Raw genomic sequence first — 21021 nt, 5'->3', positions numbered from 1 at the left:
GTCGGTGCCGACAACCGCCGCGTCTTCTGACAGAATTTGCCGCCGGAAGGGGGTATCACCTGTGTCGAGAGCCACTGCAACCAGCGCTTCGCCGGGCTTGCTGAACGACCACGGCGGGCCCGCACCGGAACTCGAGCAACTCATCGCCACGGTGCGCGTCGGCGCCGGGTCCGCCCCGGGCGTCGCCGATCAGCTGGCGAGCGCGGCCGTGGCCTTCCGGCGGCCGCTGCGGATTCAGGTGACCGGCCGGGCCGGCGCCGGGAAATCGACGCTGTTGCGGGCGTTGGCCCTGATGTCGGCGGAGGAGACCGCGCCGGTGGATCAGCCGGGCGTGCCGGATCCGGTGCTCGACGCCGATCTCGTCGTCTACGTGCTGGCGGGTTCGCTGCAGGCCGCCGATCGTCGCGTCCTCGAATCCCTGCGGCCCGAAACCACGATGGTCGTACTCAACAAGGCCGATGCCGTGGGCTCGCGTTGGGGCGATGCGGTGGTGGCCGCCGATCAGGCGGCGCACGTGCTGGGTGTTCCGGTGGCGCCGATGGTCGCCGAACTGGCCGTGCGCACCCGCGCCGGCACCCCGAGCGACGACGATCTGCGCACGCTGCGCCGCCACGCGGCCGGTGGCGGCGCGGCGCTCACGCTCTCCCCGGAACTGTTCGTCGACCAATCGGCCGGGCCCGATGTGGCCGATCGCCGGGCGCTGCTGGAGCGCTGGGGCCTGCACGGGGTGAGCTGCGCCCTGGCCGCACTGCGTCACGAACCGGAGTTGGGACCGCAGCAGTTGCTGCAGCTGCTGCATGCCGTGAGTGGGATCGATCCCGTGCACGCGCGCCTGCACCAGCGCTATGAGCAGCTCGCGGCCTTGCGCGGCGGTGATCTGCTCGACGATCTGGCTCGCATCGCCGCGCGCGCGATCCCGCAGGGTGACGGTGGGCGCGCCCGCGACCTGATCGAGGACTACCTGGCCGGTGACGAGGCGCTGTGGACCGCGCTGCAGGCCGGACTAGTTCGCCCGGAGGTCCGTCATCTCGCGGCCGGATATCCGTCGGCGACACCGGCCGACGCCGACGACGCGCTGGTTCGCGCGCAACGCTGGCGCGCGGTGGCCGCCAGCGATATGCCGGCCGCCGCTCGCCGCGCCGCGATCCGGCTGCACAACGGATATATGCGGATGTGGGAGCGGATGAGTAGTGCCGGACTGTGAGGTACCCGGATCGCCGGCCGAGCTGAACAGTCGGCGGGCGGGCGGGGTGGATCCCGAGGTGCTGGCCGTCGTCGAGCGATGGAATCCGCAGGGCGGCGCGCTGCTGCGCGCGGTTCCCGCCGAACCGGGCCCGAATCCCGTCGCGCCGAACGGAGTCGCGGCGACACATGCGGAAGTCATTGCGACACAGCCGGTGTCGGTGACGGTCATCGGTCCCGACGACGCCAACACCACCCTGCTGCGTACCGAACTGTCCCGCTTCGAACCGCGCGTAGCGCTCACCGATCCGGTCACCGACCCGGCAACCCTGGTCGCCGCCACCGATTTCGGCCCCGGCAGCGGACCGCCGGTGGCGCTCGTGCTGGTGGACCCCGGCGCCGCCGTCGGCGCCGCACTGCTCGATCCGGTCGCCCGCCTGCGGGCGGTGGGAACGCGAATGCTGTTCGCCATGAACGGCATTCACGCCCATCCCGACTGGCGTTCGGTACTGGATCGCGATACCGCCATGCTGGCCCGGGCGCTCGGCGCCGAGCCCGAGATTCTTCCGGTCTCGGCGCGCCTGGCCGTGGCCGCGCGCGGCAGCGGCGACGCCGCGCTCCTGGACCGCTCCGGCCTTGCCGCCCTGCACGCCCAGCTCAGCGCCGCCGTCGGGGCCCAGATCGGCCCCGAGCGACTGGCCGAGGTCACCGCTCGGGTGCTCGCCGACACCCGCGCCCGGGTGCTGAGCCAGATCGAGGCGCTGCGCTCGGGCAGCGCGGTCGCCGCCCTGCGCGCCGAACGTACCGCCGCGCTGGCCGGGCGCGACGGTGGCCGCGCCCAGGCCCTGGGCGCCCTGCGTAATCGGCTGCAGTTGGCCCGGGTCGATCTGACGCACGAGGTCGGCGCCCGCGTCCGCACCGTGAACGCCACCGCCCGTGCCGATCTGGACCGTCTCGACCGCCGCTCGGTGCGCGGCTATCCCGATCTGCTGCAGGCGGCGGTGAATCAGGCCACCGCCGAACTCGACGGCGTGGTCCGTCACCGCCTGGCCGAACTCGCCCGCCAGATCGAGGCCGTGGCGGGGTCGGAACCACAGCCCACGCTCGCCTCACCGCCGGCTCCGCCGACCGATCCCGCACCCCGGGTCGGGCCCGATCCGGAGCGCCGCCACCGCGGCGTCGAGGATCGGCTGATGATCGCCCTGGGCGCATCGGCGGGTTTCGGCCTCGGCCGGTTGATCGTTGCGCCGTTGTCGCTGGTGCCGGCGTTGGATTACGCCACCGTGCCGGTCACCCTGGCCCTCGGCGCGGGCGTGGCGTGGTGGGTGGTGGGGGCCCGGGGACATCTGGCCGATCGGGCACATCTGCGGCAATGGGTGACCGATGTGCTGGTCAATGTGAAGGCCCAGCTGGAGCAGCGGGTGGCGACGGCCCTGGTGGAGGCCGAGTCCGAGCTGACCGAACAGGTGGTGCGCGCGAGCACCGCCCGCGTGGTCGAGGCCGATCGCCGGGTCGCGGAGCTGGAGGGGCAACTGCGCCGCGCGGCCGCCGAACAGCCTGCCCGAGTGGCCGCATGCGAACGCGATCTGGCGATCCTGCGGGTCGCGGTCGCCGGGTGATCCGGCCCCGTGGTGGTTTGCCGGTTCCGCACAGCTGCGGTCCTGGTGAGGTGGGAAGGTTTCGACCGGGTCCCGAGTGAGCAACCCCATTCCGTACCGACCGTCACACCGCGTTAACCTCTTTACTTAAGGAATCCGGGTGTCCGTCTCGTTCTCGTACGCCGCCCAGCCGGGGCGTGCTGTTCGGCGAGCCGGGCGGATGTCCACAGCCAACGGCGGCCTTCCTGGTGTTGAAAGCTGTTTCGGCAGCTCTCTGGCCCGCCGCTCATCTCAGGAGAGTTTTCATGACCTCAGCGACCATTCCTGGTCTTCACGGATCCGATGGCACCGCGCCGACCAAGCATGCCGGACTGCTCGCCTGGGTGCAGGAGGTCGCAGAGCTCACCCAGCCGGAGCGGGTCGTCTGGGCCGACGGTTCCGATGAGGAATGGGACCGGCTGACCGACCGACTGGTCGCGGCCGGCACCTTCCAGAAGCTCAACGAGCACAAGAAGCCGAATTCCTTCCTCGCGCTGTCGGACCCCTCCGACGTCGCCCGCGTCGAGTCGCGCACCTTCATCTGTTCGCGCACCGAGGCCGACGCCGGCCCGACCAACAACTGGGTCGACCCGAACGAGATGCGCGCCACCATGACCGAGCTGTACCGCGGCAGCATGAAGGGCCGCACCATGTACGTGGTGCCCTTCTGCATGGGCCCGCTGGGCGCCGCGGACCCGAAGCTCGGCGTCGAGCTCACCGACTCCGAATACGTCGTGGTGTCGATGCGCGTGATGACCCGCATGGGCAAGGCCGCGCTGGAGAAGCTGGGCACCGATCGCCCGTTCGTGAAGGCGCTGCATTCGGTCGGTGCGCCTTTGACGGGCGACGTGGCAGATGTCCCCTGGCCGTGCAACGACACCAAGTACATCACCCACTTCCCCGAGGACCGCGAGATCTGGTCCTACGGTTCGGGCTACGGCGGCAACGCGCTGCTGGGCAAGAAGTGCTACTCGCTGCGCATCGCCTCGGCGATGGCGCACGACGAGGGCTGGCTGGCCGAGCACATGCTGATCCTCAAGCTCATCTCCCCGGAGAACAAGAACTACTACGTCGCCGCCGCGTTCCCGAGCGCCTGCGGTAAGACGAACCTGGCGATGCTGCAGCCGACCGTTCCGGGCTGGCGCGCGGAGACCCTGGGTGACGACATCGCGTGGATGCGCTTCGGCGAGGACGGCCGCCTGTACGCGGTGAACCCGGAGTTCGGCTTCTTCGGCGTCGCCCCCGGCACCAACCACAAGTCGAACCCGAATGCGATGGCGACGCTCGAGGCCGGCAACACCGTCTACACCAACGTCGCGCTGACCGACGACCGCGACGTCTGGTGGGAGGGACTCGAGGGCGAGCCCGACCACCTGATCGACTGGAAGGGTAACGACTGGTACCTGCGCGAGACCGAAACGCTTGCCGCGCATCCGAACTCGCGTTACTGCACGCCGATGTCGCAGTGCCCGACCCTCGCCCCGGAGTGGGACGACCCGCAGGGCGTGCCGATTTCGGCGATCCTGTTCGGCGGCCGCCGCAAGACCACGATCCCGCTGGTGACAGAGTCCTTCGACTGGCAACACGGCGTATTCATGGGCGCCACAATGTCTTCCGAGCAGACCGCCGCCGCCGAGGGCAAGGTCGGCAACGTGCGCCGCGATCCGATGGCCATGCTGCCGTTCATGGGCTACCACGTCGGTGACTACATGAACCACTGGATCAACCTGGGCAAGAACGCCGACGCCACCAAGTTGCCGAAGATCTTCTACGTCAACTGGTTCCGCCGCGGCGACGACGGCCGCTTCCTGTGGCCGGGCTTCGGCGAGAACTCCCGCGTGCTGGAGTGGATCGTCAACCGGATCGAGGGCAAGGCCGAGGCCGAGGCCACCGCGATCGGCAATGTGCCCACCGCCGGCGACCTGGACCTCGAGGGTCTGGACGTAGACCCCGCCGACGTCGACGCCTCGCTGAAGGTCGACCTCGACGAGTGGCGCAAGGAGATCCCGCTGATCGAGGAGTGGTTCGAATTCGTCGGCGACAAGCTGCCCTCGGGCGTGCGTGACGAATTCGAGGCGCTCAAGCAGCGCCTGGGCTAGTCGGACGACGCCGTTCACCGAACGACGAAAGCGAGCCGCCCGCACCGTCTTTGCGACGGGGCGGGCGGCTCGTCATTTCCGCGGTTCCGCGTGCGGAATGGCGCGCTTGTCCTATTCTGATTGTGTTCTGCATCTCACGAATACTCCCCGTGGTTGCGGGGAATTAACTACTCGGCTGAACTGACTGCTTGCAGGTGCTCGTGGATTCCGTTGTCTGGCCGACCGGTCGGGGTATGTGGGAGGTGGGTGTAGGCATGACAGAACTCGGGTTCGATGCTGTCTCGGGATTAGCCGGCGCGCGGTGGGCCGATCCGGAAGCGGACTTCACGCCGACGGCGGCGAGTACGCCGCTGCAGCGTGCCGCGGCCCGCTTGCAGGCCGTACTCCCCCCTGGATGGCAGGTCGACATCGACCTCGCCGCGCCGCGCCCGCACGAAAATCCGCAGCCGGTGCTGCGAGTTCGCTTGTCCGAGAATTGATTCGGCGCACAGTCCCTGGCGTCACGTACTGCGCGCAGCGGACATCCCGGACCGATCGCCCAGCCGGGAGGCGCGAAATCCTACCTCGCGGTTCGCTTTTCGCAAAACGCACTATTGCGTTTCCTGTGATTGCAGAGCATGCTTAGAGCAACATTGCCGGACGATTTTACAGATGCAATCGCAGGGGAGTCCGAATCATGGCGGTGCACGTGGTCGGCCGATCGCTGATGACCAGTGATCAGACCCCACATCAGGCAAGGTCCGTCGGTACCGGGGGCTGGGTGGTGTCCTTTCTGCCCGGCCGGACCTTGACGCTCGAACAGGCGACGGCGGCGCTGCAGGCGGCCGAGGCGGTGGCGGCGGTCCGCTCACTCGCCGACCGCGTCGGCCTGACCCCGCTGGAAACCGTCGGCCTCGCCATGCAGGAGCCGCCGTGGAGCGAACCGGCGCGGCGCACCCGTCGGCGGGGATGGCTGGAGTAGATCGGCCCGAGTAGATCCGGATGCGGCTCAGCGGAGGGGTTTGGTCGCGACGACGACCAGATTGCTGACCAGTAGTTCCCGCACGCCCGGTATGCGCGTCACCCACCACGCCCAGCGCGGGTGGTAGCGGGGGAAAGCGGCGAGGATCCGGGCCCGGCCGCCGGTTTCGCGCGCCCATCGCAGCCCGTCGGCGGCGCTGACGGCGAACAGGGAGCTGCCGAAGCGGTTCTTGGGCTGCTTTCCGGTGCGGCGGGTGTAGCGCCGGGCCGCGAACTCACCGCCGAGGTAGTGCCACGGGCCGGTCTCGTGCCCGCCGAACGGTCCGAGCCACACCGTGTAGGAAAGCACCATCAGACCGCCCGGTTTGGTGATACGCAGCATCTCGTCGGCCATCACCCACGGCTGTGGCACATGTTCGGCGACATTCGAGGAAAGACAGATGTCGACGGCGTCGTCGCGGATGGGCAGCGCCATTCCGGATCCGCGGACCGCGCCGGCGACGGTGAGCCCGGCGGCGTGCATTTCGGTCGGATCGGGTTCGATCGGCAGATAGCGCGCGCCTGCCGCCGCGAATTCGTCCGCGAAGTAGCCGGGGCCCCCGCCCACGTCGACGATCACGGTGCCGCTGAGGTCCCGGCCGGTCAGATCGCGATAGAAATCGGCGATCAGGTCGGCGGTATCGGCGGCGATCCCGCCGTAGAACCGCGCCGGATCGGTTTGTTCGAAGCGGAAACTGCCCAACAGGCGCAGTGAACGGCGAAGGGTGGCCCGGCGCGCGAAGCGGGGACGCGGTCCGGTTGCGTCGGATCGAAGCATGGCCGCGCCAGTCTATGCGGCCACCGCAGCGACCCGGAACGGCCGTCGGCGGCTATGGTGGACCCCACTGTCGTCCGACGTGAACGATCTGGAGAACTGCCGTGCCCGAAATCGGCCCTCGCGAGCGCGCTGCCGTGGCGCAGCTCTGTGGGCCCGGCGGCGGCGAGAACGAGGCCCACCCGAGTGCTGACGTGCGGGAAGTCCTGCTGCTGTGCTGGCGCGATACGGGACATCCGCAGGGCGGCGGGAGCGAGCGGTATCTCGAGCAGGTGGGTGCGCAGTTGGCGGCACGCGGGGTGAAGGTGACGCTGCGGACCGCGCACTATCCGGGCGCGCCGCGCCGGGAGCGTATCGACGGCATCGAGATCAGCCGGGCCGGCGGGCGCTTCACCGTCTATCCGCGCGCGCTGGCCGCCATCGCGGCCGGGCGGCTGGGCTTCGGCCCGCTGCGCGGAGTGCGGCCGGACGCGGTGATCGACACCCAGAACGGCATTCCGTTCTTCGCCCGGACGGTCTCCGGGGCGCCCTCGGTAGTCCTGGTGCACCACGGCCATCGGGAGCAGTGGCCGGTGGCGGGTCGCGTGGTCGGGCGGATCGGCTGGTGGATCGAATCGCGACTGTCCCCGCGGGTCCATCGGCGCGACCAATATCTGACCGTATCGCTGCCCTCCGCGGAGGAGCTCGCCTCGCTCGGGGTCGATGCGACGCGAATCGCGGTGGTGCGTAACGGTGCCGAACCCGTACCCGCGCAAGCGCCGACCGGTGGCGAATCGACCCGCACCCCGTATCCGAGCATCGTCGTGCTGTCGAGGCTGGTGCCGCACAAGCAGATCGAGGACGCGCTCGACGTCGTCGCGGGTCTGCGCGACCGCCTGCCCGGTCTGCGCCTCGACGTGATCGGCGACGGCTGGTGGGCCGACAATCTGAAAGACCGCGCGCATCGCTCGGGTATCGCCGACGCGGTGGAATTCCACGGCTTCGTCGACGAAGCGCGCAAGCACGAATTGCTTTCCCGCGCTTGGGTTCAGGTGCTGCCCTCCCGCAAGGAAGGGTGGGGTCTCGCGGTGATCGAGGCCGCGCAGCACGGCGTCCCGACCATCGGCTACCGCAGTTCACGGGGGCTCACCGACTCCATCGTCGACGGCGTGACCGGGGTGCTGGTGGACGACTCCAGCCAGCTCACCGAGACCGTCGGGGAACTGCTCGCCGACTCCGAGGCGCGAATTGTCATGGGGGAGAAGGCTCGTACGCGAGCTCGCGAGTTCTCCTGGGAGCAGACGGGTACCGGAGTCGGTGAGGTCCTGGCCGCTGCCGCCCGGAGGCGGTTCATCTCGGGGCTGGTGACGGGACGTGCGACGGTGGCCGCTGCGACGTCGGCGCCGCTGCGAGACGACCGCGTCGCGCCGACTCTGCGCTGATCAGCGGACGATATCTGCCGGCCGACGGCACGCCTGTCGATCCGTGTGGATCATCTCCTCCGTCGCCTGTCGGCCGGCGCCGCGACGAGGCCGGCCAGGAGCAGAGCGGCCCAGAGCGCGTGCGCGGCGACGGCTACGGTGCGGTCGGTGGCGGTGGCCGTGGCCACGTCCCGTGCGCCCGGTACGCGGTACAGCGTCAGATCGGCGTCGGAGTACACCGGCTGTAGCGCGCCCAGCGTGGTCTTCGCATCGCCGACCGCTCCCGGCGTGCGATGTTCGACGAGAATCCACCCGACGCCGTGGGCGGCGAGGTCGGCGGGTGCCGCTCCCCGGAGCAGAAGGTTTTCCACTCGCTGGGCCCGTGCCCCCTCGCCCGCCACCACTCGGCCCCGGACCGGCAGCACCCCTGTCTGCAGAACATCCGACCGCAGCATGCGCGGCGCCGGATCCAGCACCGGCACCCGTCCGCTGTAGGGGAATACGCGGAACATCCCCGCGGGCGATACGGCGACGTCACCGGGACCGTCGACCACCGCGGCGACCCGCTGCCACGCCGGCGGGTAGTGCACCGGTCGCAGTGCTCCGCCCACTCCCCACGCCAGGTCGGGAAGGGTGAGGATCAGCGCGGCGATGAACAGCAGGGCGGTAAGCGGTTGCGCGGCAACAGGTTCGGTCTGCACCGGCTCGCCACCAGCGTTCGACGGTCGGTCCGCATCCGCCGCTCGTGGTGACGGCGTTGCCGACGGGCTGCTCGTATTCGTCTGGTCCGCTTGTGGCGCAGTCTGTTTCGCGATCTCCGTGCTGTGTCGGCGGCCGAGTGCGGCGAGGGCGCGACAGCCCGCCGCCGCGCACAGGGCGTACGCGGGCATGGCAAGGGCGACGTATTTCTGGGTGTCGCGCAGCAGTCCGGCGCCGGGGATGCGCGCGATCAGGGATTCGCCGATGGCGAGCCCCCACCCCGTAGCCCCCAGGGCCGGCAGCAGGATGCAGACGGCGGCCAGTACCAGCAACATCCGCCGGGGATAACGCGTGGATCGTTCACCCCGGGCTGCCACCGCGCGCACGCCCGAGACGACGATCGCCAGCAGGACGAGAGTCGACAACACCGCGAAAAGCGTTGTCCGGGAGCCGGGTACCGCCTCGCCGTTCCAGATCCCACCGAGTCCGGCCAGGCTCCCCAGCGTGCCGAGCCCCGGTTCGGCCCGCGCGGCGAAGGCCGCCACCCCCGCCGGATCGGACGGTTCGGCCCCGCTACCGGACAGTGCGGTAGCCACCAGCCACGGACTGGCGCTCACCAGCCACAGCGCCACCGCGCCGACGACATTGCGCCGGCCCACCGTGAGAATCGCCAGCACGCCCGCCAGTAGCGAACCGGTCGGGGTCAAACCCGCCGCGGCGAGGACGCCGCCCAGCATCGACCACGGCGCGGCGGCGGCCGGTAGCCCCCGACGGGGCCGGTGATCGTCGGTGGTCCGCTCCGCTCCCTCACCGGCCGGCTCCCGGGCGCCGCCGGTCCGTATCCGTTGTCCGAGGACGACGGTCCAGGGCAGTGCCGCGTATCCGGCCAGCAGGCTCCAATGTCCCTGCAGCAGCCGTTCGGCGACATAGGGATTCCAGATCGCGACCGTCGCGGCGACGAGCCGGGGAGCCAGGGAGACCCCCAGCAGGGTGTGCGCGAGCCGGGCCGCACCCCATCCGGCGGCCGTGAGTGCCAGCACCAGGATGGCCTTGACGACGATCCCGCCGTCCACCACCACCGACAGTGCCGCGAGCAATCCGTCCTGTGGCACGGCCCGCGGCGCCGCGTCACCCAGGCCCAGTGCCGCATCGGTCGGATACGACCGGGGCGTGCTCACGCCGTCGCGCAGCAGCAGATAACCCGGCGCCAGCAGCGGCCCGACCACGATCAGGGCGAGCGCCAGGCTGTAGGCCACGGGAACGATCCGAGCCCACCTCGGCGCGGCGGCCGCAGGCAGCTGCGAGCTTCTGGTGTCGTCGCCGTGTTCTCGAGCCCCGGTCACGCTGAGTCACCCTACGTCGGCCGCAATGCCGGCGACGGTCGCCCGTCCGGTGCTACTGAACTCGCACGCCGATCTGGCGCAGCAACGTCACGTCGTCGAATACCGCACGAGCCCGAGCGATCTTCCCCTCGCGGATCGTGTACAGGCCGAGCTGGGTGTACTGCACCGGCCGGTGGGTCGCCGGGACGCCGCGCAATTCCGCGGAATGGGTGCCGCGGATCGTGATGTGGGCCCAGACCCGGTCGTCCTCGGCGATCAGCTCGTCCACGGTGAAGGTGGCATCGGGAAGCGCGCGGAAGTAGTCGAGCAGGAACGCGCGGTAGTCCTGCACGGTGAAATCGGCGCGACCGGTGCGGGCGGCGAGGGTCGGGAAGGTGCAATCCGGCGTGAAGCTGTCCCAGATTGCCGCCAGATCCCTGGTCGCTGCGTCGCCGACCTTCATGAATCGGCGAATGACGTCCTTGTTCGCTTCGATCGACATAGCCAACCCTCACATTGAGACCGTATCGTTGATACTAAAGGTATGGTCTCAGTGAGATGGTGTCAACGCGGCGAGATGAGGGGTTGTTCATGGATCGATGCGCCGAATGCGGTTTCGAGTACCGGCCGGCCGAGTCGCCGCAGGCCGCGGGCGCGATCGTCGCGGGCGTCACCGAGCTGGCGGCGACCCTGAACGACTGCCCCGACGCGGAGCGTCGCCGCCTTCCGCAGCTGTGGTCGCCGCTCGAGTACGGTTGCCACGTCCGCGACGTCCTGCTCGTGCAGCGGGAACGCGTCCTGCTGGCGCGCCGCACCGACCGCCCGGCCCTGCTCACCATGGGCCGCGACGAACGTGCCGATCACGACGGCTACGCCGACCAGGATCCCGCCGACGTGGCGCAGGAACTGCTCGTGTCGGCGCGACTGCTCGCGAATGTGCTCGACCGCCTCGCCGAGGACGACTGGGACCGCCGCGTTCTGTACAACTACCCCGATCGCGTCGAGCGCGAACTGCGCTGGGTGGCGGTCCACACCGTCCACGAGGTCCGCCACCATCTGCTCGACGTGCGGCGCCAGCTGGCGGACGAGGACTGAAAACAGCCGCCCGACGGCGTACCGGCGGGCCTCGGCTGTTCCGGGCGGGGACGAGGTGGGAGCATGGCGGGATGCCTGCCCTGCGCCGTCTACCCGTGGTCGCGGATATGACCCTGGTGACCGCTGGGGCCATGACCGCGAATATCGCCGGCTATCTGCTGCAACTGCTGGCCGGGCGCTGGCTGGGCGTGGCCGGCTACAGCGCCTTCGCGAGCCTGCTGGCCGTGCAGTTGCTGGCCGCGGTGCCGGCGTTGGCCCTGCAGAATGTGGTCGCACGGGAGCTGGTGCGCGGCGCCGCGGTGGCGACGGTGCGCGGTTTGACCCGGCGCTGCGCGCTGATCGTGGCGGTTGTCGCACTCGCGCTCATACCCCTCGTCGCGGTGCTGCTGCACGTGCCGGCACCCGCCGCGGGCGGGGCGCTGATCGCGGCGCCGGTGCTGGTACTGCTCTCCGGGGAGCAGGGCATTCTGCAGGGAACGAACCGATTCCGTTCGCTCGCAATCGTTCTCGGTGGTTCGGCGATCGCCCGGGTAGCTCCGGCGCTGATCGCGCTGGCCGTCGGGGCGGGTGCCGCTGCCGCGCTCTGGGGCGCTGCCCTCGGCCTGCTGGTGGCCACCGTTGCGGCGAACCGGATCGCGCGCCTCGCACTCTCGGCGAGGGATGCCGGCTCGCCCCCGTTGCCGCCGGACGCGGCCGAAGTCGCGGAGGCCCCCGTTGCCGGCGAGGCCCGGGGAACCGGTGCGCGGGCCGGGGCGGTGCGGGCCGCCGGCGTGGGCGCGGTCCTGCGCGCCGCACAGGTTCAAGCCGCGTTGATGGCGCTCTCGTCCGCGGATCTGATCGTCGCCCGCATCGTGCTCGACGAGGCGGACGCCAGCCGCTACGCCCTCGGTGCGATCGCCACCAAGATCGCTTTCTGGCTGCCGCAGGCCGTCGGCGTCGTGCTGTATCCGCGGATGGCGCAACCGCAGCATTCCGTGCGTGCGCTGCGTTCCGCGCTCGGCGTGCTGGGGGCGGTCGGGCTGGTCGCCGTGGCGGGTGCGGCCGTGCTGGCGCCGCTGGCCCCGTTGTTCGCCGGGCGCGACTATGCGCCGATCCAGGATCTGCTGTGGCTGTTCGCGCTCGCCGGCGCGCTGTTGGCGGTGCTCCAGGGAGCCCTGCTGTCGGCCATCGCCGCCGACCGCACGGCGCCGGCCGTCGTGATCTGGATCGGATTGGCGGTCGAAGTGGGCGTCGCCGTGCCGTTCGTACGCAGCCTGCCCGTGTTGATCGCGCTGGCCACCGGAGTCGCCGCGACGGTCACCGCGCTGGTGGTCGCCGTCGTGATCCGGACCGTACGTTGCGATCCGCGCGCTGCCACCGATGTTGCTGTGGGAGAACGGCTTTCGCCGTTGTCGGCCGAGTGACATCGGGGTCGGCGCGGCTTATGCGTCCGACTCCGTGACGTCCTCGGCGGTGATGTCCTCGGCCGCGCGCTGGTACGCCTCGGCCGCGCGCGCGAAATAGTCGAACAGCAATTCCCGCTGTTCGGGGGTGTAGCCGCGCACGATCTCGCCGATTCGGCGGCGCGCGGGGGCCAGGGCGCTGTCCAGGCCGGCGGGCCGGTCCACCGGTTCGACGATGACCTTGCGCCGGTCGGCCGGATCCGGCGCCCGGCGCACGTAACCTCCCTGTTCCAGGCGATCGATCAGGCGGGTGGTGGGTCCGGTGGTGAGCCCGGTGCGGGCGCCGAGTTCGCCGGGCGTCATCGCCCCGCTCAATTCCAGGATGTTCAGCGCGTAGAGGTCGGTGGCCCCGAGCCCGACCGCTTTCGCCCCCGCTTGGGCATGCAGCACCACCGAACTCAGATAGCGCCGAAAGACCTCGCTGTCGCGGCTTGCTGTTGACACCAGGCGCACCTCTCTCATAATCTCTTCCTCAACAAAGAGACTTCTTCAAAGAAGAAAAATCTTCTAAGCAGAGAATATCACGAGAGGGAACGCTCATGACCGCCACCGACACCACTGCCATCCGCGCCCTCATCGAGCGCAGCCGGGACGCGTGGAATCGCGGTGACGGCGCCGCCTACGGGGCGTGTTTCACCGCCGACGCCACCGACGTCACCTACCTGGGCAGCGTCTACCACGGCGGGTCCGAGATCGGCAGCGCGCATCAGGCGCTGTTCGACAGCTTCCTGAAGGGCACCCGGCTCACCGTCGACATCGTCGAGATCCGCCACTACGGCAGCGATACCGCCGTGGTCGTCACTCGCGGCGAATCGGCGAAGGGACAGGCGAAGAAACTGGGCAAACTCGCCACCTACACGGTGGTCCGCGAATCCGACGGCCGGTGGCGGATCGCGGCGGTGCAGAAGACCCAGCGCAAATCCCTGATGGAGGCCCTGACCTTCCGCCTGCAGCCCGCCGCTCGGCCGGCCGCACGGTAGCGCCCGGAATACGACAGTGGCTCCCCGGTCCGACAACCGGGGAGCCACTGTGCGAGCGGAAGCCTAGCGGTTCTTACTGATGTCGATCTGCTGCGTCGGAGCCTCCGAGAACGCCTGCCCCGGCTTGTCGCTCGGCGGGGTGGTCTGCGGCTTCTTGACCAGACGGCCCGGCTTCGAGGTGCCGTCGCCGCCGCGCAGGCCCAGGATCAGGCCGGCGATCAGCGAGATCGCGCCCAGCACACCGAAGATGATCGGCAGCGTGCGGCCGTAGAGCGACAGCTGATCCATATACTTGCGGGCCTCGTCGGACTGCGAGCGGACGGTGTCGGGATCGAAGGTCAGCGTGGTGTTGATCGCGGTGACCTCGGGCTTGTCCGCGCTGCGCGCGTAGTACTGGTGCAGCTGCTCGGAGCCGTTCACGACGGTGCCGGTCTTCGGCTCCACCCACACGTCGCGGGTGTTGGTGTAGAAGCGGTTCATCGTGATGTCACCCTCGCCCGGGACGCCCCACTTGGCGGCCGGGAAGGTGAGCCGGTTGGTCGGCGAGGACGTGACCTTCGACAGATCGGTGGCCGGCACCTGCTGGCGGAAGTGGTAGACCTTCAGATCGTTGATCTCGGTCTCCTCCACGAACTTCATATCGAACGACTTGCGGGCGTTGATGTCGAAGTACGGGTAGGTCGTCTTCTCGGTTCCCAATGGGAAGCGGTACTGGAGGCCGGTGTGCTGCACCGGATCCGCGACGCTGTTGCCCTTGCTGTCGACGGTGGTGGCGATCGAGCCGTTGGGGTCGTCGTCGATCGGCTGGCCGGTCTTGCGGTTGATGGTGACGCGGTCGATGATCGCCGACAGCAGGCCGGTGTCGCCCGTCTTGTCCTTGCGGCGCAGCGTCTGACCGGCCTGGATGGTCATGTTGGTCTTGCCGGACGGTTCCTCGACGGTGAGGAAGCGCTGCGAGATGAGCCCGACGTTCTTGTCGACCACCGCCGGACCCTCGCCCGTGAGGAGCGTTTTCGAATCCAGCACCTCGCTCGGGGCGTCGGGCTTGTTGGATGCGATGGTGGTGATCTCGAGGTCGAGGGGAGTTTTGGCCAATTGGCTCACCCCATACGTCGGGACCAGTATCGCTGCGACGATCAACAGCGCACCGAGTCCCACGAGCAGGCAGGCCACCGTCCTCTTGGTACCGGCACTGAGTGCCATGCAAACTCTCCTCGTCGTCGAACAAGCCTCGTCCGGGTGCGCTCATAACCGGGTGCGGTCATAACACAAGCACTCGTGAGCCCCGACACTAACAGTCCGGCACCTTAACCTGGCGAGCTGAGTGCGGAAAACACTCCGAAAAAGTACGAGTGTCCGGCGAGTCGCGGTTCGAGTCCGCGGGCGCGGGGAGCCACACGAGGCGCCGGCGAACCCGGCAGGGCACACTGGATCGCGATGACCGCAACGCCAGAAATCGCCACATCCAGCACCGACGTGCCGGTTGCCGCGGCGTCGCGTCCCGCTCCGCCGGTTCCCGGAACCCGGAGATTCGTTCCCGCGCTGGAGGGGCTGCGCGGACTGGCCGCCCTCGGCGTGGTGCTGACGCACGTGGCCTTCCAGACCGGCGCCACCGCGACGCCGGTGATCGGGCGGGTGTGGGAACGGTTCGACATGGCCGTCGCCGTATTCTTCGGTCTCTCCGGTTTCCTGCTGTGGCGCCCGCACGCCGCAGCGGCCCGCGGCCTGGGCACCGCCCCTCGGGCCGGGCGCTATCTGCTGCACCGGGCCGCTCGCATCCTGCCCGCCTACTGGGTCGTGGTCTGCGTGGCGCTCACTTTGCTGCCGTCGGCGGCACATTCGGCCGGGCTGCGGGTATGGGGGGCGAATCTGATCCTGGTGCAGGTGTTCGTTCCGCTGACCCTGACCGACGGTCTCACCCAGATGTGGAGTCTGTCGGTGGAGGTGGCGTTCTATCTGATGCTGCCGCTGCTGGCCTGGGCGCTGGTCCGGTTGCGCGGCGCGGCGGCACGGCAGCGGGTGTTCGCGGTGACCGCGATGGGACTGCTGTGCCTGGGCTGGAATTTCCTGCCGGTGCCGACCCCGGACGCCATCCACGCCGACAATTGGCTGCCCGGATATCTGCCGTGGTTCGCGGCCGGCATGGTGCTGGCCGAACTGGCCGAGGTCCTCGCCGCGCGGTCCCGCAGCGGGGAGGTGACCCCGCGCTGGCAACGCCCGCTCGGCGACCGCCGGCTGATGTGGTCGGTCGCCGCGGTCGCGTTCGCGCTGTCGGCGACCGATCTGGCCGGTCCCGCCGGACTGGCCCGCGCCGCGGCGTGGCAGTACGCGATGAAAATGGGTCTAGGGGCCTTGATCTGTTTCGGCCTGCTCGCCCCGCTCGTGGTCGGTGTCGCGCGGCACCGCTTTCTGGAGAGCCGCCTGGCGCTGACGATCGGACGCTGGTCCTACGGCATCTTCATCTGGCATCTGGTGGTGCTGGCGATGATGTTCCCGATCTTCGGATTCATCCCGTTCAACGGCGGGTTCCTGCATGTGCTGGCATTGACGGTCGCCTTCACGATGCCGCTGGCCGCCGCGAGTTACGCGCTGGTCGAAGAACCGGTGCGGCAGTGGGTCAAACGCCGGTTCGGTTAGTGGAACGCGCCCGCCGGAGCGGTGTGCGCGCGGGCAGTGCGGCGACGCCCACGGCGACCACCGCCACCAGCGCCGGGAACTGCGTCCACAGCGAGCCACCCATATAGGCCTCGGCCGAACGCCACGGCCCGGTCGAGAGCGCGGCTTCACCCAGAATCGTTCCGGCCCCGGCGAGGACCGCGAGAACGAGCGGCGCCTTCGGCAGCAGCCGCACCGCAACCAAACCTGCGGCAGCGCAGAGTGTTCCGATCGGACCGGAGATGAGGAACGCGGCGATCGACACACCGGCCGCACCCAGCCACCAACTGTTCCAGGTCCGAGGTGGTGGGTCGTAGGTCGTCGCGGGTTCGCCGTCCGCCGGGGCGGGCGACTCGGCCGCCGACAGGGCGGGGGCGCGGCGACCATCGCCGTTGTGCCACAACCGTTTACGCAGTCGTCTCGGAACCGGCAGAGCCAACAGTGCCAGCGGGATCAGCAACAGCAATCCGCCGAAGATGGCCAGGCGATACCAGCGGTCGATCGGGAACCCCACGGTCACCGGGCCGTGCGCATCGGCGGGAATCACCCACCCCTGCTTCCACCCGTCGACCACGACGGGCCGCAACGCGTGGCCGTCCCCGGTGTGCGCGGTCCAGCCGACATTGGTACTGAGTGGCAGGACCAGCAGGCGATCGCCGGCCGGCGCATCGATGCCGACCGGGCGACCCGCGTCTTCGGGCGACCCCGGAGCGAGGGATTCGGGCGAGTCGGAGCCGTCGGCCGCGAAAGCCGTGTTGTCCAACCGCAGTTCGTCGACCGAGAACAGCTCCGTCGGGGCGACCGTGACGTCGACGGAACCGGCGGGGAGGTCGGCCGTCCCCGGGGCGCCGCCGTCGCCGGGAGCGCACACGGTGGCGGACACCGGCTTTCCCGTGAGCAACGCATCGGCCGTCGCGGTCACGCTGGTGTGCAAAACCCGCCCGGCGACCGCGATGGTCGGGCCGTGGTCGCAGTCGACGGTCACCGGCCGATCGCCGGGGGCGGGCGCGGGGTAGTCCGGTCCGAGTACCGACACCTCCGCCAGGCCCGGCGGCTGCTCCTGGGTGAGCCCGAGGGCGGTCCGGTCCAGCACCGGCTTCCAGGTATCGATGCTGAGCTCGATGTGGTCGGTGACGTACGGATGCAACTCCAGCCGCACCGGAGTCGGCGGCGCCGACATCGGCGCGGGGGTGTCGGTCGACTTGGGCTCCGGGGCGGGCGCGTTGCGCGGCGGTGTGGCGGTCGGCGAGGTTCGGCCCGGTGAGTCGGCCGTCGCCTCCGGATCGCGTCCCTTCGGCGCGGGCGGAACCTCGCGAACCTGCGGCCCGTCCCCGAGATTGACCGCGATCGAGGTCGGTCGCGCGGGCAGTGCGCCCATCGGCGGGGTGACCTCGAGGCCGGTCACCAGTTCCGGTCGCGGCAGCTGAATCGTCAGTGTCGGTTTGGCGCCGGTGCGATTGCGCACGGTGTCCTCGGGCGCGATCCAGCTGGTGCGCGGATCGCCGTCGGTCGCCGCGAAGGCCGAACCGCGCAGATCGCCCACGTCGGCCTTGCCGCGGGCGATGGGCCGCTCCGGATCGGTCAGCAAGCCTTCCAGTGCGGGGCCCTGTCGCGTGCGCAGAGTCAGTCGCGGTGCGACCGTCATCGGGTCCGGCACACCGAGAGTGCGTTCGAAGGCGCCCGGCTCCTCGGCGGGTAGCGCGAGGCCCTTACTGCAGCGCACCCGATCCGGCGCATCGAAACATCCGCTGCGGCCGGGAAATTCCTGTCCCAGATTCCAGCCGCGCACCGGCGTTCCGGCCGGAACGGGCGGTAGCACCGTGTGGTGGCGAATCGTCACGGGCGTCGGTGCGTCACGGTTCGAATAGTCGAACAGCTGAACTTCGCTGATGCCGAATTGCCCACCGCCGGTGCCGTTCTCGGTGCGGGTCGCGGTGATGGTGAGCCAGTCGGTACGGCCCGGCGGCAACGAAACCGACACCGGCGCACCGGGTTCCGATATTCGTGCGGCCACCGTCCCGTTAGCGGTGCGCACCTCGATCCACTTCACCGGGTCGCCGATCGCGGCGGGGCTCGTGGTGACCTGCAGGGCACCGGCTTCGATGGGATGGTCGAGGTCGAGTCGCAGCCATTGCCCGACAGCGTGTTCGGCGCTGGTGCTCAACCACGCGGTGCTCGGATCCCCGTCGAAGGCGGCGGCGGTCGAACTGCCGGGCGCCGCTCCGCCGAGCTGCGTGGCATCGGCCGCGGAACTGGACGCCGTGACGGTCGCGCCGGACCACTGTCCCTGCACCGGCTGCGCGCCGGGCACTGGGTAGTCGGGTACCAGATTGTGGGTGCGGCGGGCGTCGGTGGGCGCGCGCAGCGCCGAATTGTGGTTGTCCACCCGTCCGAAATCGGCCTCCCGATCCATCGGCGTATCGGTGATCGTGGTCGCGACCGGAGTCAGTCCGGCGCGTGCGGCATCGGCGGCCAGCAGCGCGGGACCGTTCGCTTCGGAGTCGTTGCGACGCAGCCGTTCCAGCACTTCCGGCCCGCCCTGCACCACCGGAACCGAAGGCAGCGGCACCGTCCGTGCCCCCGGGAAACTCGCCGGAGCGCCGGGACCACTGCGAATCTCGGCAGGATCACCGCGGTCACCGGCGCTCACCCGGTAGATCTCGATCGCCGGATACGTGGGGCGCAGATCACCGTCGGCGACCAGACCGTCACCGTGGCCCACCTCGATCGGGTTGCCGAATTCGGCGACCTTGGTGATGCCGGGCGAACCCTCGATTGCCGCGTGCGCCAGCATCGGCCGGGTGGAGCGGGAGGTATCGGGATCGAGATCGTTGCGCAGCACCAGAATTCCGATGCCCTGATCGATCAGTGTCGGTGCGAGCCCGGTCGAGGGCCGGCCGTCGGCGATCAGCCGCTGCACCGAATCCATCGCCCGGATCGCGCCCGGCGGCGTGAGCGGCACGGCATCACGCACCGCCCACGGCGTGCGAGCCAGAGCCTGCAGCGGTTCGTCGCGGGTCAGGCCCCAGATCTGACTGCCGAACGGTGCTCCGGGCACCACCAGCGCCCGGGTGTCGGAAGCGTTGCGCGCCAACCAGTCCGCGGTCTGCTGCCAGTACGCCGGCACCTTGTCGTAGGCGCCGCGCGGGGCGAGTTTGCCGGTCCATGCCAACGAGGTCGACAGCGCCAGCGCCGCCAGCAGCAGCGCCGCCACCGCGACCATGCGGTTGCGCTCGGGATGGGCGAAGGCGCTGCGCCACACGGGCATCGGCACCGAGGCGGGCAGCGGCACCCGCCGCAGCAGATGGGCGAGCCCGATCACCAGCGGGATCCGGATCAGTGGTTCCAGCTTGTGCACATTGCGCAGCGGGGCACCGCCGGAATCCAGGAAGATCCGCACCGATTCGGCGAACGGGCCGCCCAGCTGTCCGGCATATCCGGCACAGATGCCGACCAGGCCGGCGATCAGGACGAGCGTGAACCGCCCGCGCGCCGGCATGGAACGCAGCGCCAGCCCGGCCATTCCGGCCGCCGCCAGCACGCCCGTCGCCAGCACCGCCGCGGGCTGGGTGACCAGCACCGCACCCGCGATCCGCTCCGGTGAGACGTACGGCGTCCAGCTGTCGGTGCCGCGCAACACCTCACCCAGCGACGCCCACTGGGTCGTCACGCCGGAGGATTCGATGTAGTCCAGGAACGGCGGACTCACCTTGCCCAGCACCAGCAGCGGTACCACCCACCACAAGGTGCCCAGGATCAGCAGCGGAATCCAGGCCCGGGTGAACCGCCACCAGGTCCGATTCGGGCGATACGACGCCCACCACAGTGCCGCGGGCAGGAAGGCTGCCACGGTCGCGACCGCGTTGACCGACCCCATCAGCGCCAACGCGAGGGCGCTCGCCGCCGGCGAGGTCGCACCCCGCATCGAGACCGATTCGGCGGTCGGCCGGTGCGGTAGCAGTCGCCGCCATCCGGACCGGGCGGCATGGATGCGCGGCATCCCCACCACACCCAGGGCCGCCGGTGCGAGCAGCACCCAGGGAGCCAGCATCATCGGCAGGGTTTCCGAGGAGATGGATCCGAGCGTGGTCAACACCCGCGGCGACAGTGCGAACGCGACCGCCGCGATCACCCGGGAACCGCGGGTGCCGATGCCCAGCACCTCGCACAGCCGGACGATGCCCCAGAAGCCGGCGAGGATCAGCAGCGCCCACCAGATCCGCTGCGTCACCCACGCCGGAAGGCCCAGCACATGGCCCAGCGAGAAGAAGGCGCCGTGCGGGAAGAAATATCCGTAGGCCTGGTTCTGCACCTGGCCCATCGGGGCCTGACTGCTCCACAGGTGGGCGGCACGCTGCAGGAATCCGACCGGATTCTGGGCGAGGTCGTATTTGGTGTCGGCGACGGTGTTACCGGGCGCCTGCAGATAGGTCAGCAGGAAGGCGACGAGAACGGTACCGGCGAACCAACGCCGGCCCAGTGGTGCGGTGGCCGAGGAGCGAGAGTCGGCGGCGGGGGCAGCGGTCGGCGCAGCGTCAGCGAGCGCCGTACTCAACGTTGTTCAGCAGCGACGACGAGGCGTCTCCATGACTTATCTCGGGCCGCGAATTCTGCGCCGTCGCCGTCACGACGATGAACACCGCGATCACACCGAGCAGCGCTCCGGCGACGGCGCTCGCAACCCCCGGGACGGCAAACTTCATCGCGTACTCCCAACATCGACACAGGCGTCTTGC

At 70.0% G+C, this 21021-nt stretch carries 17 protein-coding genes; 10 read left to right on the top strand and 7 right to left on the bottom strand.

Translation table 11 applies throughout. From position 1 onward, the window contains the following. Positions 1–61 precede the first annotated feature (61 nt). The 5 genes from ACPCUW_RS07575 to ACPCUW_RS07555 all read left to right on the top strand — a co-directional run bounded on the left by ACPCUW_RS07575 (position 62) and on the right by ACPCUW_RS07555 (position 5879). A complete protein-coding gene (locus ACPCUW_RS07575) occupies positions 62–1204 on the top strand; it encodes a hypothetical protein (RefSeq protein ID WP_423424110.1) in 1143 nt (380 codons plus the stop codon). Continuing rightward, positions 1191–2801, top strand: a complete 1611-nt coding sequence (locus tag ACPCUW_RS07570) for a hypothetical protein (protein WP_423424109.1) — start codon at positions 1191–1193, stop codon at positions 2799–2801. Before ACPCUW_RS07575 ends, ACPCUW_RS07570 begins: the two co-directional genes overlap by 14 nt. A gap of 284 nt (positions 2802–3085) precedes the next feature. Continuing rightward, positions 3086–4918 carry a phosphoenolpyruvate carboxykinase (GTP) gene (locus ACPCUW_RS07565; RefSeq protein ID WP_063011466.1) on the top strand — a complete coding sequence of 611 codons (1833 nt, stop codon included), beginning with the start codon at positions 3086–3088 and terminating at the stop codon, positions 4916–4918. Between the two features lie 254 nt (positions 4919–5172). Next, the gene (locus tag ACPCUW_RS07560; protein ID WP_064908140.1) at positions 5173–5397 is read left to right on the top strand and encodes a hypothetical protein; all 225 of its coding nucleotides are present in this window, start codon (positions 5173–5175) and stop codon (positions 5395–5397) included. 197 nt (positions 5398–5594) lie between these two features. Next, positions 5595–5879 (top strand): hypothetical protein, encoded by a 285-nt coding sequence (locus ACPCUW_RS07555; protein WP_030514228.1) that lies wholly within the window; start codon positions 5595–5597, stop codon positions 5877–5879. A gap of 27 nt (positions 5880–5906) precedes the next feature. Here ACPCUW_RS07555 and ACPCUW_RS07550 read toward each other — a convergent pair whose 3' ends face one another. Continuing rightward, positions 5907–6695 carry a class I SAM-dependent methyltransferase gene (locus ACPCUW_RS07550; protein ID WP_218399524.1) on the bottom strand — a complete coding sequence of 263 codons (789 nt, stop codon included), beginning with the start codon at positions 6693–6695 and terminating at the stop codon, positions 5907–5909. Between the two features lie 191 nt (positions 6696–6886). On the opposite strand from ACPCUW_RS07550, the gene ACPCUW_RS07545 reads away from it, so the two are divergent. Then, entirely contained in the window at positions 6887–8113 is a 1227-nt protein-coding gene (locus ACPCUW_RS07545) for a glycosyltransferase family 4 protein (RefSeq protein WP_423424253.1), read from the top strand. Positions 8114–8163: 50 nt separating this feature from the next. Here ACPCUW_RS07545 and ACPCUW_RS07540 read toward each other — a convergent pair whose 3' ends face one another. Both ACPCUW_RS07540 and ACPCUW_RS07535 read right to left on the bottom strand, forming a co-directional pair. Next, positions 8164–10089, bottom strand: coding sequence for a hypothetical protein (locus ACPCUW_RS07540; RefSeq protein ID WP_423424252.1), 1926 nt, complete (start codon positions 10087–10089; stop codon positions 8164–8166). Positions 10090–10186: 97 nt separating this feature from the next. Then, on the bottom strand, positions 10187–10615 hold the full coding sequence (locus ACPCUW_RS07535) for an ester cyclase (protein WP_423424108.1): 429 nt from the start codon (positions 10613–10615) through the stop codon (positions 10187–10189). A gap of 89 nt (positions 10616–10704) precedes the next feature. On the opposite strand from ACPCUW_RS07535, the gene ACPCUW_RS07530 reads away from it, so the two are divergent. Beyond that, on the top strand, positions 10705–11208 hold the full coding sequence (locus ACPCUW_RS07530; protein WP_104393010.1) for a DinB family protein: 504 nt from the start codon (positions 10705–10707) through the stop codon (positions 11206–11208). A gap of 71 nt (positions 11209–11279) precedes the next feature. Continuing rightward, complete coding sequence (locus ACPCUW_RS07525; protein WP_423424107.1) at positions 11280–12611, top strand: polysaccharide biosynthesis protein; 1332 nt, start codon at positions 11280–11282, stop codon at positions 12609–12611. Positions 12612–12629: 18 nt separating this feature from the next. On the opposite strand, the gene ACPCUW_RS07520 is transcribed toward ACPCUW_RS07525, so the two are convergent. Next, positions 12630–13094, bottom strand: coding sequence for a MarR family winged helix-turn-helix transcriptional regulator (locus ACPCUW_RS07520; protein ID WP_064908144.1), 465 nt, complete (start codon positions 13092–13094; stop codon positions 12630–12632). A gap of 95 nt (positions 13095–13189) precedes the next feature. On the opposite strand from ACPCUW_RS07520, the gene ACPCUW_RS07515 reads away from it, so the two are divergent. Then, positions 13190–13630: an SgcJ/EcaC family oxidoreductase gene (locus ACPCUW_RS07515; RefSeq protein ID WP_423424106.1), complete on the top strand. Its 441-nt coding sequence runs from the start codon at positions 13190–13192 to the stop codon at positions 13628–13630. A gap of 63 nt (positions 13631–13693) precedes the next feature. Here ACPCUW_RS07515 and ACPCUW_RS07510 read toward each other — a convergent pair whose 3' ends face one another. Next, positions 13694–14833 (bottom strand): DUF3068 domain-containing protein, encoded by a 1140-nt coding sequence (locus ACPCUW_RS07510; RefSeq protein ID WP_423424105.1) that lies wholly within the window; start codon positions 14831–14833, stop codon positions 13694–13696. 234 nt (positions 14834–15067) lie between these two features. Here ACPCUW_RS07510 and ACPCUW_RS07505 point away from each other — a divergent pair, with 234 nt between their 5' ends. Further along, positions 15068–16267 carry an acyltransferase family protein gene (locus tag ACPCUW_RS07505; protein WP_423424104.1) on the top strand — a complete coding sequence of 400 codons (1200 nt, stop codon included), beginning with the start codon at positions 15068–15070 and terminating at the stop codon, positions 16265–16267. Here ACPCUW_RS07505 and ACPCUW_RS07500 read toward each other — a convergent pair. After that, on the bottom strand, positions 16248–20840 hold the full coding sequence (locus ACPCUW_RS07500) for an alpha-(1->3)-arabinofuranosyltransferase domain-containing protein (RefSeq protein ID WP_423424103.1): 4593 nt from the start codon (positions 20838–20840) through the stop codon (positions 16248–16250). The genes ACPCUW_RS07505 and ACPCUW_RS07500 overlap by 20 nt on opposite strands. Continuing rightward, on the bottom strand, positions 20821–20988 hold the full coding sequence (locus tag ACPCUW_RS07495; RefSeq protein WP_081879341.1) for a DUF2613 domain-containing protein: 168 nt from the start codon (positions 20986–20988) through the stop codon (positions 20821–20823). Before ACPCUW_RS07495 ends, ACPCUW_RS07500 begins: the two co-directional genes overlap by 20 nt. Between the last annotated feature and the right edge of the window lie 33 nt (positions 20989–21021).

It is taken from the genome of Nocardia sp. AB354 (assembly GCF_049538315.1).
In the GTDB taxonomy this organism is placed as follows: Bacteria; Actinomycetota; Actinomycetes; order Mycobacteriales; family Mycobacteriaceae; genus Nocardia; species Nocardia nova.
The sequence above is the reverse complement of the archived record's forward strand: the minus strand, read 5'-3'. Positions and strand labels throughout refer to the sequence as shown.